Below are 12,397 nucleotides of genomic sequence, written 5' to 3' on the forward strand. Positions count from 1 at the left end.
AACGGATGCCGAGATCAAAACCCGGTGCCTTACCACTTGGCGACGCCCCTATCTTCAAAGCTGAAAATTATATAGTGGAGATCGTTGTAAACTTTTTACCACGTAAGCCTTACATGGTGCATTTGCAACAATTTCAACAACATTCATTTCATCATTGATCTCAGTAAAAACACAAGCACCTGTTCCTGTAAGCTTTGCTGGACCAAATTGATCTAAATAATGCATTGCTTCATCAACTTGTGGATATAGACTTCTTGCGACTGGCTCAAAGTTATTTCCAAAGCTGGATGGCTTTAACTGATAGGCGCAAAATGTAGTAGTCTTAGAATCTCTTGTCAATGTTTTTTGCGAAAAAAGTAGTTGAGTGCTGATAAAACAATCAGGTTTTAAAATAATGTATTGTTTTTGAGCTAAGTCTATGAATGATAAACGTTCACCTATGCCTTCCGCCCATGCATTTTGCCCATGGATGAACACCGGAACATCGGCACCTAACTGTAGTCCAAGTTGAGCCAATTGTTGAATATTTAACCCGCATTGCCAAAGCTGATTGAGCACGATAAGTGTAGTAGCAGCATTGGATGAACCTCCGCCTAATCCTGCACCCATAGGAATGTTTTTCTCAATTTGAATATTCAAGCCACATATTTTTTTTGCATAGGGCTTTAATATTTCTGCTGCCCGATAAATCAGATTATTTTTTAGATCGATTTGCTCCAGTCCAGCTATATATATTGCCAAATCAGTTTTCGATTCAAAACTCATCCAGTCATACAAATCAATCAGTTCAAAAATGGTTTGCAATTCATGGTAGCCGTCTGCACGGCGACCTGTTATATGCAAAAACAAATTGAGTTTGGCAGGAGAGGGAACCCGAATCATAATATTAACTTGGCTTAACGATTTTGAATGACCATTGTAATACGATTTTCTTTATGATCTTCAAGCATTTGGTTTAAAATAAGTTTGTTCGGTAGTTTTTGTTCAGCGTCATAGCTTAGATCAACATTCCAGCCATCTTCCTCAATATGATTGATTCGACCAGTTGAATCTTGAGAGGTCTGTGCTTGTGTCGTTGCTGGTCTGGCTTGTACCCAGCTAATAATATGAGTAATTGGTGCTTGCCATCCTGTTGCACGTTCGAGTAATTCTTCGGGCGAGGATGCTGTGATGAGGCCAGTTTTTGCGCTATTCAGCGTGACTTTACCATTTTGCCCCTGAATCTGGGTTTTACCCATGCCTAAAATCCCAGTCAATTCAATATCGAAATTCTGTTGTTGCTGTGCCCATGTAAAAAACGCACTTCCTGATTGTTGGGGGGTACGTACACCAATTTTGCCTTGTAAGTTAAATTGATTTTCACTTTCATGAGTGCTCTTTGGAAGTTGCGGCTGGGTAAAATGCTGACAACCTGTCAAAAAGAATACACTTGAACTGCATAAAATAAGACAGGTTTGAGAAAGCTTATTCATAAATTAACTCTTTTTGGTACTGAGCGGTAAGATTAATCCATCAAGTTGTTGTAATTGTGGATCATTTGCATGCTTTTGTTTTAGCTGTTGTAACACCTGACTATATTTGTCCAGATCACCTTGCATATACAATGCTTTTGCAAATCGTACCCCGATATTAACGTTATGACTGAGAGTATAAGCTTTACCTAATGAGTCAGCGGCGGCAGAAAAATCATTTTGTAAAAAAGCGATATAGCCTAAAGTATCTAGAATTGAAGCTTGTTCAGGTGCATATTCTAGCGCTAGTTCAGCATATTCTCTGGCCTCGTTCAGACGACGATTTTGTAAGGCAAGCGTATAAGCGTAAGCATTTAAATAGGTTGGACTATTGGGCTCAATTTGTAGCAATTGCTTTAATGCCCGATCAAGTTTATCCCGATCAATATTGGGATCGAGCATCAGCACTTCAGCATAAATCAGTTCGGGATCATCTGTAATACTTTTGATGGCTTCATCCAGCAAACGAATGGCTGCTTTTTTATTGCCCATTTTTTTGAGGATTTCAGCCTGAGCCTGATATAAAAAACTGGCATGTTGAGGATAATTGACGCGTTCTTGAGTTAAAAAACGTAAGGCATCATTTAGGTTATTCTGTTTTTCAAAAATCGCTACCATATTGCGGCGTGAAACGACATAGAGACTACCATCTACTAGTCGATAATAGGCTTTTGCTGTTTCAAAATGCTGTTTGCGTTCAGCATTCACGGCCAGATAGTAGTAGGCTTCATTTTGATATTTGGCCGAATAACGTAAATCAACTAGATATTGTTCGGCTTTTTCATATTGTTTTAAATCAATACTGGTCAAACCTGCAATAAACTTGGCTTCTTCCGCGTCTGGCCAATCTTTGATAATACTTTGTAATTTTTCTAGTGCCAGCTCTGGCTCATTATTTTTGACTAAAAAACGTGCCTCTGCCAAACGGACCTCTAGATTATCCTTATGGCGTCTGCTGGATTTTGCGTACCATGCCTGAACACCTTCAAGATCATCTAATCCAAGGAGTAAATTGGCTTTCATGAGAATAAAACCCGTGACTTTGGGACGTTTGCGCAAGGCTCGATTAATGGTGGTAAGTGCTTGCTCTAGATCATTGTTTTGTGCTTCTAAACCTGCAATCAGTGCCAATACGGATGGGTTATTCTTTTCTTTACTTGTATTTAAAATATTAAGTAAGTCAGCACGATCTGATGCTGATTCAGGTGCAATACCTGCAACAATTTGTTCAAGATCTGCATTAGGATCGATATTTAAAATTTTATCGAGTGTATCTGCGGCTAGCTTGTATTCATGTGCTTTTAGCGCAATATGTGCGAGATAAAATAGCGCTGGTACATCTTCTGGCTCTTGTACCACCCAGTGGGTCGCAATATCCAGTGCAGCTTTCGTGTCATTATATTCCAGTGCAATATCTAGTGCGCGTTGTTTAATGGCAGGAGAGTTGCTTTTAATCGCTAAAACAGTGTAATTATGAATTGCTGTAGGAATATCATCATACGCAAGTGCAAACTCAGCAATCATACTTTGCTTAAGAGCTTCAGTATTCGGTTGAAGTGGATAAAAATCAGTCACAGCACGTACATGCGCTGATGATGCCATGCTCCCTAACAGTAAGAATGTGGTAGAATATTGTCTAATCGACGTACCATTAATTCGGCAATTCATTTGACGCAATTTTAGTAATCCATTTTTCCGTAATCTAAGTATGCTTTTTATGACACCGTTATTGCACAATAGCATAAATTTAGCGAAATGATGATCTGATATGTCCTTCTTTGCATTGGGTGTCAACCATCAAACAGCTTCCGTAGAGTTAAGAGAACAAATCGCCTTTAATGCAGAGCGATTAAGTGCTTTGCTTGCCGAACAACGTGATCATCATCATTTAAATGATATGGTCGTGGTTTCGACCTGTAATCGTACAGAGGTGTATGCCATTGCAGACAATGCTGAAATGGTACTCGACTGGCTTGCCCAATCAAATGATATTGAAGTAAAACAATTACTTCATCATGTTTATCGTTACGAAAATGCGCAGGCAGTTACACATTTGATGCGTGTTGCCAGTGGACTAGATTCACTTATGTTAGGTGAGCCACAAATTTTGGGGCAGGTCAAAAGTGCGCTGAATCTGTCTAAAGACGCTCATACTATATCTCCAGATTTAAATCGAATTTTTGAATACGCTTTCTATGCAGCCAAGCGAGTAAGAACGGAAACGGCTGTTGGTAGTCATGCCGTGTCAATGGGCTATGCTGTGGCTCAACTGGCTTTGCAGGTATTTAGCCATCCTGAAAAGTTAACCGTAATGGTGGTGGCTGCAGGGGAAATGAATAGTTTAGTGGCGAAGCATTTTGCGGAAATGGGAGTTGCAAATATTATTATCTGTAATCGTAGTCGTGAACGTGCTGAAAGCCTATCACAGGAAATTGCTCAGCAGGTCGATGTCGAGATTATAGAGTTTAGTCAGTTAGCGGATCATTTGCATCGGGCTGATGTCGTGTCGAGTTGTACTGGCAGTTTACATCAAGTGATTCACTATAAAGATGTACGGGTTGCTTTAAAAAAACGCCGTTATAAACAGATGTTATTGGTGGATTTGGCTGTACCGCGTGATATCGACCCCAAAGTCGAAAGTCTGGATGGCGTTTATCTGTATGGTGTTGATGATCTACAAAGTGTGATTGATGAAAATCTGGCGCAACGTCGTCAGGCCGCGGTGGAAGCTGAAGTTATGGTCAACCAGTTGGCGACTCAACTGGTGACTCAGCAAAAAATACAGCAGGCAGGCAGCACCATACAGGCCTATCGTGAACATGGCGAGACGCAAAGTCAGGTTGAACTGAATTTGGCGCTTGAGGCATTAAAAACGGGACAGAATCCAGAAAAGGTGCTTCAAGCTTTCGCACATCGTTTGACACAGAAAATGCTGCATCCGACTTCAATTTTATTACGTGAAGCTGCACAAAATGAAAGCCCTGATTATTTCGAGTGGATGCAAAGTGAATTGGCTGATGTTTTTGCCAAAGAACGAAAGCCAAAAAAATAATTAGGATTCAGTTAATAATCTTAAACTGATCTGCTTGGTTAGTTCATTGAGTTGCTGACGTAAGTTGCGTGACTCTAAAAGAGAAATAGGCGCTTTCAATTTTTGTCGTAAATATTTTTCCTGTAAGCCAAGCGAATATTCTTTAGCCAATTTATCTGCAGTCTCGGGCGCTTGGGTCAAGCTTTCGATATTGGTTCTTTGCATGATGTCTGCAATTTCATGGCAATACGCACTACATGCTCCTAACACATAATAAGTTGCCAATTCCTGATCATCAGGTAATTCATCAAAGATTCGATCGAAAATTGCTAAAGTTTTGCCTAACAATTCATTCGAATCAATTACGGCGCGTAAGGCTTCAAAATGAATATATAAATAAGGATGGTGCATCAAAATCGCCAGTGCAAAATCTTCATCTTTCGTCTGGATGTTAAAAGATAAGGATGCATCATGGCTGATTTGTGGTGTCCATTTACGCCCTAAACCCAATTTTTCCCTAAAAGATTGGGTCAGCAAATAACGAAATGAACCATGTTTGGGTAATAACTCTGTAAGTTCCTTAAGCTCACCCATGACCAGACTTTTACCTTCTGGGGTAGAGATATCATGTTGTCCTGTTAAGTGTGCAAAGACAAAATCTGATAATAATGGAGCCTGATCCAGTAAACGATTAAAATTTTCTAAGCCTTCACGGCGAATTAGCGAATCTGGATCGTGTTCATTGGGCAAGACAAAAAATTTAAGTTCACGTCCGTCATTTAAGAGTGGAAGTGCTATTTCTAAAGTCCGTCGAGCTGCTTTTTGACCTGCGGTATCCCCATCAAAAGCAATAGTAATACGCGAATTTTGTTTAAATAAAGTATTTAGATGATCTGCATTACTGGCTGTTCCAAGTGTAGCAACTGCACCATATACACCGTATTGTTGTAATGCAATGACATCCATATAACCTTCAACCATCAGCCAGTCATGTGCTTTAAGTTTTCGGCCTTCATAAAGACCATAGAGCAATTGATTCTTATGAAATACTTCTGAATCAGGTGAGTTGATATATTTAGGTTTAATTTCATCATTGAGTGCTCGACCGCCAAAGCCAACTACGCGTCCCTTATGATCACGAATTGGAAAAATCACCCGTTCACGCAATAAGTCAAAATCACGGCCATTATCACTTGACCGAATTAAGCCAACTTTTTTTAAACCATCAATATCTTGTGGAAACGCTTTTTCCAAATGTTGCCAATCTTCAGGCGCATAACCCAAACGCCAAAATTGAATGGTTTCAGGTGTTAAGCCACGTTGTTTAAAATAGGCTTGTGCCTTTTTACTAGGAGGAAGTTGTCGTTCATAAAATTGTGCTACATTTTCAAGTAAGTCATACAGATTTCCCTCTTGTGGCATGTCCTCAAAATTAGAAAAAGAAGTATCAAACTGGGCAAAAGGGTCATCAAAATAAGCAGGAATCTCTAAATTTGGAGACTCTGCAAACGCCTGTTTTGGGTCTTGTTGTAGGATGGGTGGCAAGACGCTTTCGTTTGTCGCAATCGCTTGAGGCTCAATTTTTTGTGGGGTGCGTTTATACGAAAGTTTTTTATTGTCAAAATTATCTTTTGGTAATTCAATGCCTGCTTTACTGGAAAGCTCCTGCATGACATCAATAAAATTACGGCTATCAATATCCATGAGAAAACGAATGGCATTACCATTGGCTTGACAGCCAAAACAGTGATAATAGCCTTTGTCCCGATACACGTGAAAAGATGGCGTTTTTTCCTGATGGAATGGGCAACAGCCCGAATAACTGCGTCCAGTTTTCTTAAGCTTTACCCGTTGACCAATCAGCTCGACCAGATCGGTACGATCCAGAATCTGATCAATCGTATGTTGAGGAATCGCCATAATAAAATACCGTGTCTGAATCGGGACGAAAATGCTTTTGCTACGCAGAGGTATCTACATGATGCAGTGTAATGGATATGATTTCAATGCACTAAAAATGAAAAAGGCAAGTCATATAAACTTGCCTTACCGTACAACTAAAAAATTAGTTGGCAGCATCATCATCATTTGTTTGCGGTGCAACCGTATCTGGTACAACACTCATACTCGGAACAGTTTGTTGTACGGGTGGTGCGGAAATAGGCGAGACTTCATGTTGTTCAGGTTTATCCAGTAAACCAAAACTCAAGCGATTTGTCAGACTACGTGTTTCGGTAGGATGATCTGATGCTACTTCTTCAACACCAGAAGTTTTTGCACCACGACCTAAGATACCTAAAGTGGCACGGTTCCACCAGCTTCCTTCATGACGAGCTGCACGTAAATTCACTTTGCCATTCGACTTAATTAAATCTGGATAGTTGAGTTTTAACACGTCTACATATTGTTGTGACGTCGCATTATCACCTAACTCGTCATAGGCATAGGCCAATGTTGCTAGTGCCTCTGGAACTTGAGGAGTTTGTGGATAATGTTCGACCACCCATTGCGCACGTTCCGCTGCTGCCAGCCATGCTTTACGTTTTAAGTTAAAACGCGCCACATTAATTTCATTTTCAGCCAGTTCTTGCTGAATGTATTTCATGCGTTGTGCTGCATCCACTGCATATTCGCTGCTTGGGAAACGACGAATAAAATCGACAAAATTCTGATAGGCCAGTTTTAAATAACTCACATCACGGTGTGATTGTTGTAATGAGGTATAACGTAGCAAACTATCGTAATTAAGTTCCATGTTCGATACGCCACGTACATAGTAAGCATAATCTACATTTGGATGTTGGGGATTCAAACGAATAAAACGATCTGCTAGCGCAATAGCACCTTCATAATCTTTTTGCTGAAATTTGACATACAGAAGCTCAAGCTGCGCTTGTTGGGCGTATTGGCCTGTAGGATAATAAGTATCAATCGCTTCTAATGATTTTGCAGCGTCAGAATATTGCTTACGATCGAGTGACTTTTCTGCTTTTTCAAAATAAACTAGTTCACTTGACTTAGGCCCAGTATCGACTACTTCTTTTTTTGGATTACTGCTACAACCCACCATTGCAGCCGCTACGCCAAGAGAAAGGGCAAGCATGGTAATCTTATAATTTGGTAGCGACATAAAAACTCCTCTGTTATATACGGGCAATGAGCTACAATTGCGCTATTAAACCACTTTTATCACTTTGAGCAAATGACTTCAGCACAATCTTCTAATTCAAATCTCTCAGAAACAGACTTCAATCTACTTGAAGATTCTGAGGATGCAGATAATCATAATTCTGACACAACTGCAACACGTTTATCGTTGCAGGAGCAGCTTGACGAAACTTATCTGGGACAACGCATTGATCAGGTCGCGGCCACTGTCTGGAGCGACTTTTCCCGAGAACGCCTTAAACAATGGATGAAAGACGGCCATTTATTGGTAAATGGTAATATCGTTAAGCCTAAATATCGTTGTGAAGGCAATGAGTTATTGACTTTAAATGTTGAACTGGAAGCACAAACGACCAGTCAACCTGAAAATATTCCTCTTGATATTGTTTATGAAGATGCAGATATTTTGGTCATTAATAAACCTGTTGGGATGGTTGTACATCCTGGTGCAGGCAATAGCTCAGGTACTTTGGTTAATGCTTTGCTCTATCATTATCCAAAATCGGCAGAACTGTCGCGAGCTGGACTGGTGCATCGAATCGACAAAGATACCAGCGGCTTGCTCGTGGTGGCCAAAAATCTCGAAGCGCAATTTTCCTTGAGTAAACAGTTGGCTGATAAATCTGTCTATCGAATTTATGATTTAATCGTCTATGGCAATATCGTCGCAGGCGGCACTATCGATGAACCAATTAAACGTCATCCTGTTGACCGTATTAAAATGGCTATTCTACCGGGTGGGCGAGATGCGGTGACCCATTATAATGTCAAGGAGCGTTTTCAAAACTTTACCCGTGTACAGGCACAGCTTGAAACAGGGCGAACTCATCAGATTCGGGTGCATTTTAGCTATATTGGGCATGGGCTGGTGGGCGATTCAGTTTATATGAATCGTGTGCGTGTTCCTGCAGGTGCGAGTGAGCGTTTAAATATAACATTACGTGCTTTTAAACATCAGGCTTTACATGCAGCTAAATTAGGGTTGGTTCATCCTCGTACTCAGGAAAATATGATGTTTGAAGCGCCTTGGCCAGAAGATTTTACTTATTTGGTCGAGGTTCTACGTCAGGACAATGCTGCTTATTAGAGAAAGGAATTCATTCATGAATTTTGTACAGGGTTTACCACAAGGCGTTTATGTGGGGCAGACGACCATTCAGCATGTGCATGCCTTACCAAGTGCTAATCCTGATCTAGCTGGATTCAATCTGGCTTTACATGTTAATGACGATCCAGAACGCGTTCAGCAGCATCGCATGATATTGCTGAATGAATTTGCAAAGTTTGATGTGAACAAAATTACATGGATGACCCAAACCCATAGCACCATTTGCCATACAGTCAATGAGCAAATTACTTTTGAAGCATTGATAGGAGATGGCCTGGTGACTCAGACGAAAGGTCATGCCTTGATGATGATGACAGCGGATTGTCTACCTGTAGTTTTGGGTAATCGGGACGGTACTGAAGTTGCCAATCTGCATGCAGGTTGGCGTGGTCTGGCAGGCGGGATTATTGAAAATACTATTGAAGCTATGCAGAGTGGTGCGACATGGGCATGGTTAGGTGCGGCGATTAGTCAACCCTGTTTTGAAGTGGGTATAGAAGTCAAACAAACATTTTGTGAGAAATATCCAGAGCTGGCTATGGCCTTTGAACAAGGTAAACAGAAGAATAAATTTTATGCTGATCTCTATGCCATTGCACGTTACATATTAGAGCAGCAAGGCATAGAGCATATTTTGGGGGGAGATCAATGCTCCTATCGTCAGCAAAGCGATTACTATTCTTATCGGCGTAATGCTAAAACAGGACGCATGGCGACATTCGTTTTTATGAAATAAAAGTGGTAAACTTTCAAGGTACTATCAGTTTAATTTATTTATGTCATTGCTCAAGAAATCGCTTTGTATTGTTTATCATAGCCCATACGGACATACAGCCAGAGTTGCTTCGCATATTGCACAAGGTGCGAAAACCTTGGGTATCGAGGTGCATTTGATGTCGATTGAACATATAGACTGGGATGCGTTAGATACAGCACAAGGCATTATTTTTGGTTCACCGACTTATATGGGTAGTGTTTCAGCTGATTTTAAAAAATTTATGGATAGTACTTCTAAACGCTGGAAGAATCGCATTTGGCAAGGAAAACTTGCTGCAGGATTTTCTAATTCAGGTGGGTTAAGTGGTGATAAATTAGCTGTTTTACAACAGTTAAATATCTTTGCCATGCAGCACGGCATGTTGTGGTCAGGTTTGCCCTTAATGCCAACAGGACATACTGAAACAGATTTAAATCGGCTTTCAAGTTGTTTGGGGTTGATGACTCAATCAGACAATGCGCCTGTTGAAATTACGCCACCCAAAGGTGATCTAGATACCGCAGTATGGTTTGGAGAATATATTGCTGGAATTTTATATCGTTTGCATTAAATAGAGTTCGTATGAGTAAAAAAAGCCTCGTGATGAGGCTTTTTTGCGTTTTATTTATGCATCAAACGTGCTTTATCGCGTTGCCAGTCACGGTCTTTTTCAGTAGCACGTTTATCATGTAACTGTTTACCTTTTACTAGTGCAATTTCAAGTTTGACCAGATGACCTTTCCAGTAACAGGCCAAAGGAACACAAGAATAACCTTTTTGATTCACTGCACCCATCAATTGTTCAATTTGTCTGCGTGACAGCAACAACTTACGGGTTCGTGTTGCTTCAGGAACGATATGCGTGGATGCAGAAAGCAAAGGCTGAATTTGTGCACCAAATAAATAAGCTTCGTTATTTTTAAAAATAATATAACTTTCGGTCAGGCTCATACGGCCTGCACGTAAAGACTTTACTTCCCAACCAAGCAGCGCAATGCCTGCTTCAAATTTTTCTTCAATAAAATAATCGTGGCGCGCGCGTTTGTTCTGCGCAATGGTGCCGCCGTTATTTTTTTTAACTACTACTGCTTTCGCCATAATCTTAAAATTCCAAAGTTAAGCCTATTGTGCCTGAAACAGTGACCGAGGTGAAGTTTTTTCATTTTAATCAGGTCGCTTATTCATGGGATGTCTTCGCTAAGAAATCAAGATTTGCTAGAATATAACCCTCAGAAAATAAACTAGAGTAAAAATGGATGACTAAAGCACGTGTTATCTATCCAGGTACATTTGACCCAATCACCAATGGACACATTGATTTGGTCACTCGGGCCTCACGAATGTTTGATGAAGTCGTGGTTGCAATTGCGATAGGACATCATAAGAATCCTGTCTTTAGTTTAGACGAGCGAGTTGCATTAGCCAAAGCATCTTTAAGCCATTTGCCCAATGTTGAATTTGTTGGATTTGATGGATTATTGGTTAATTTTTTTCGTGAGCAAAAAGCTACCGCAGTATTGCGTGGTTTACGTGCAGTTTCTGATTTTGAATATGAATTTCAGTTGGCTAATATGAACCGTCAACTTGATTCACATTTTGAAGCGGTGTTTTTAACACCGTCTGAACAATATTCCTTTATTTCATCGACTTTAGTTCGTGAAATCGCGCGTTTAAGAGGTGATGTTGCCAAGTTTGTTCCACAAGCTGTGGTAGAGGCCTTTGAACGCAAGCACCAACAAGGCTGGTAGTGTGTCATTAATTATTACCGAAGAATGCATCAACTGTGATGTCTGTGAACCCGTTTGTCCCAATGAAGCAATATTTATGGGCGAGGTGATTTACGAGATCCATCCAGACTTATGTACTGAATGTGTGGGGCATTTCGATGAACCACAATGTCAGTTATTTTGTCCGGTCGATTGTATTCCTAAAGATCCTGATCATGTGGAAACCCAAGATCAGTTGTTGCAAAAGTATCAAAAACTAATTGATCAAAAAAGCACGAGCAATTAGTCTAAATTTTTGTTACCATGCGCTCCTGAAGTGGACTGGACGGTCGCTGCTGTGGAGGTCTTCGTGACTGAAGCAGGGGAGGAAAGTCCGGGCTTCACAGGGCAGGGTGCCAGGTAACGCCTGGGCGGTGAAAGCCGACGGAAAGTGCAGCAGAGAGTAGACCGCCTCATTCGTGAGGTAAGGGTGAAAGGGTGCGGTAAGAGCGCACCGCGTGTCTGGTAACAGTTCACGGCATGGTAAACCCCACCAGAAGCAAGACCAAATAGGAATCCTGAGGTACGGCCCGTACTGGATTCGGGTAGGTCGCTTGAGCGTATGAGTGATTGTACGCCTAGAGGAATGATCGTCCTCGACAGAACCCGGCTTACAGGTCCACTTCACCAATTTTTGAAAAATTTGCTTGACGTATCTAGGATAACTTTAGATAATGCGCGCACAGTTTTCGGCTATGTAGCTCAGTTGGTTAGAGCACAGCACTCATAATGCTGGGGTCACAGGTTCAAGTCCCGTCATAGCCACCATTTAACAGACCATGCTCCTGCATGGTCTTTTTTTATGTCAATTTTATTGCTTATATATACATTTATAAAACGCTTACCTTGCTATCCTCTAAGTAGTTGAATGCATAGGTGTACATAAATTAATCGCCATGTAAATCAACTGTGAATATTTGTAGCAAATAATATTATTTTTGATTATCATTCTCATTTAAATCTATTCGCTCTTTATCTCCTCCAATTTATCAGGATAAAACTAAATAAATTGGCATATTGAATAGTAATCATTATCCTTAGTACTATTATTTAGGT

Annotated in this window: 12 protein-coding genes, 1 tRNA gene and 1 other RNA gene; 8 read left to right on the forward strand and 6 right to left on the reverse strand. The window is 40.6% G+C overall.

Going from position 1 to position 12,397, the window contains the following annotated elements:
- Positions 1-54 precede the first annotated feature (54 nt).
- Genes ispE through IAE20_RS08225 form a run of 3 tightly spaced genes read right to left on the reverse strand, consistent with a single transcriptional unit; the run spans position 55 to position 3,179 of the window.
- The gene (ispE, locus tag IAE20_RS08215; protein ID WP_200460489.1) at positions 55-882 is read right to left on the reverse strand and encodes a 4-(cytidine 5'-diphospho)-2-C-methyl-D-erythritol kinase; all 828 of its coding nucleotides are present in this window, start codon (positions 880-882) and stop codon (positions 55-57) included.
- 14 nt (positions 883-896) lie between these two features.
- Positions 897-1,472, reverse strand: a complete 576-nt coding sequence (gene lolB / locus IAE20_RS08220; protein ID WP_200460488.1) for a lipoprotein insertase outer membrane protein LolB — start codon at positions 1,470-1,472, stop codon at positions 897-899.
- A 3-nt stretch (positions 1,473-1,475) separates the two neighbouring features.
- On the reverse strand, positions 1,476-3,179 hold the full coding sequence (locus tag IAE20_RS08225; RefSeq protein WP_200460503.1) for a tetratricopeptide repeat protein: 1,704 nt from the start codon (positions 3,177-3,179) through the stop codon (positions 1,476-1,478).
- Positions 3,180-3,279: 100 nt separating this feature from the next.
- Between IAE20_RS08225 and hemA the strand changes: the two genes are divergently transcribed.
- Entirely contained in the window at positions 3,280-4,563 is a 1,284-nt protein-coding gene (hemA, locus tag IAE20_RS08230) for a glutamyl-tRNA reductase (protein WP_200482156.1), read from the forward strand.
- Here hemA and IAE20_RS08235 read toward each other — a convergent pair whose 3' ends face one another.
- Positions 4,564-6,462, reverse strand: coding sequence for a DNA primase (locus tag IAE20_RS08235; protein WP_200460486.1), 1,899 nt, complete (start codon positions 6,460-6,462; stop codon positions 4,564-4,566).
- A gap of 145 nt (positions 6,463-6,607) precedes the next feature.
- Positions 6,608-7,672, reverse strand: coding sequence for an outer membrane protein assembly factor BamD (locus tag IAE20_RS08240; RefSeq protein ID WP_200460485.1), 1,065 nt, complete (start codon positions 7,670-7,672; stop codon positions 6,608-6,610).
- Between the two features lie 72 nt (positions 7,673-7,744).
- Here IAE20_RS08240 and rluD point away from each other — a divergent pair, with 72 nt between their 5' ends.
- Genes rluD through IAE20_RS08255 form a run of 3 tightly spaced genes read left to right on the forward strand, consistent with a single transcriptional unit; the run spans position 7,745 to position 10,146 of the window.
- Entirely contained in the window at positions 7,745-8,797 is a 1,053-nt protein-coding gene (gene rluD / locus IAE20_RS08245) for a 23S rRNA pseudouridine(1911/1915/1917) synthase RluD (RefSeq protein WP_200460484.1), read from the forward strand.
- Between the two features lie 16 nt (positions 8,798-8,813).
- A complete protein-coding gene (gene pgeF / locus IAE20_RS08250; protein ID WP_200482155.1) occupies positions 8,814-9,554 on the forward strand; it encodes a peptidoglycan editing factor PgeF in 741 nt (246 codons plus the stop codon).
- 40 nt (positions 9,555-9,594) lie between these two features.
- Positions 9,595-10,146: a flavodoxin family protein gene (locus tag IAE20_RS08255; RefSeq protein ID WP_200460482.1), complete on the forward strand. Its 552-nt coding sequence runs from the start codon at positions 9,595-9,597 to the stop codon at positions 10,144-10,146.
- A gap of 50 nt (positions 10,147-10,196) precedes the next feature.
- On the opposite strand, the gene smpB is transcribed toward IAE20_RS08255, so the two are convergent.
- Positions 10,197-10,673: an SsrA-binding protein SmpB gene (gene smpB / locus IAE20_RS08260; protein WP_200460481.1), complete on the reverse strand. Its 477-nt coding sequence runs from the start codon at positions 10,671-10,673 to the stop codon at positions 10,197-10,199.
- Positions 10,674-10,831: 158 nt separating this feature from the next.
- On the opposite strand from smpB, the gene coaD reads away from it, so the two are divergent.
- From coaD to IAE20_RS08280, 4 genes are all read left to right on the forward strand, one after another.
- Positions 10,832-11,323, forward strand: a complete 492-nt coding sequence (coaD, locus tag IAE20_RS08265; RefSeq protein WP_200460480.1) for a pantetheine-phosphate adenylyltransferase — start codon at positions 10,832-10,834, stop codon at positions 11,321-11,323.
- 1 nt (position 11,324) lies between these two features.
- A complete protein-coding gene (locus IAE20_RS08270; RefSeq protein ID WP_200460479.1) occupies positions 11,325-11,588 on the forward strand; it encodes a YfhL family 4Fe-4S dicluster ferredoxin in 264 nt (87 codons plus the stop codon).
- Positions 11,589-11,615: 27 nt separating this feature from the next.
- Positions 11,616-11,971: RNase P RNA component class A (gene rnpB / locus IAE20_RS08275), an RNA gene on the forward strand.
- A 61-nt stretch (positions 11,972-12,032) separates the two neighbouring features.
- Positions 12,033-12,109, forward strand: a tRNA-Met gene (locus IAE20_RS08280).
- The last annotated feature ends 288 nt before the right edge of the window (positions 12,110-12,397 follow it).

The sequence above is a fragment of the Acinetobacter sp. S54 genome, assembly GCF_016624945.1.
Taxonomy (GTDB): domain Bacteria; phylum Pseudomonadota; class Gammaproteobacteria; order Pseudomonadales; family Moraxellaceae; genus Acinetobacter.

Bases quoted from the DNA above. Each gene is read 5' to 3' on its own strand.
- IAE20_RS08225 (WP_200460503.1), bottom strand. From the start codon at position 3,179: ATGAATTGCCGAATTAATGGTACGTCGATTAGACAATATTCTACCACA.
- hemA (WP_200482156.1), top strand. From the start codon at position 3,280: ATGTCCTTCTTTGCATTGGGTGTCAACCATCAAACAGCTTCCGTAGAG.
- pgeF (WP_200482155.1), top strand. From the start codon at position 8,814: ATGAATTTTGTACAGGGTTTACCACAAGGCGTTTATGTGGGGCAGACG.
- IAE20_RS08235 (WP_200460486.1), bottom strand. From the start codon at position 6,462: ATGGCGATTCCTCAACATACGATTGATCAGATTCTGGATCGTACCGAT.
- IAE20_RS08255 (WP_200460482.1), top strand. From the start codon at position 9,595: ATGTCATTGCTCAAGAAATCGCTTTGTATTGTTTATCATAGCCCATAC.
- IAE20_RS08240 (WP_200460485.1), bottom strand. From the start codon at position 7,672: ATGTCGCTACCAAATTATAAGATTACCATGCTTGCCCTTTCTCTTGGC.
- coaD (WP_200460480.1), top strand. From the start codon at position 10,832: ATGACTAAAGCACGTGTTATCTATCCAGGTACATTTGACCCAATCACC.
- smpB (WP_200460481.1), bottom strand. From the start codon at position 10,673: ATGGCGAAAGCAGTAGTAGTTAAAAAAAATAACGGCGGCACCATTGCG.
- lolB (WP_200460488.1), bottom strand. From the start codon at position 1,472: ATGAATAAGCTTTCTCAAACCTGTCTTATTTTATGCAGTTCAAGTGTA.
- ispE (WP_200460489.1), bottom strand. From the start codon at position 882: ATGATTCGGGTTCCCTCTCCTGCCAAACTCAATTTGTTTTTGCATATA.
- rluD (WP_200460484.1), top strand. From the start codon at position 7,745: ATGACTTCAGCACAATCTTCTAATTCAAATCTCTCAGAAACAGACTTC.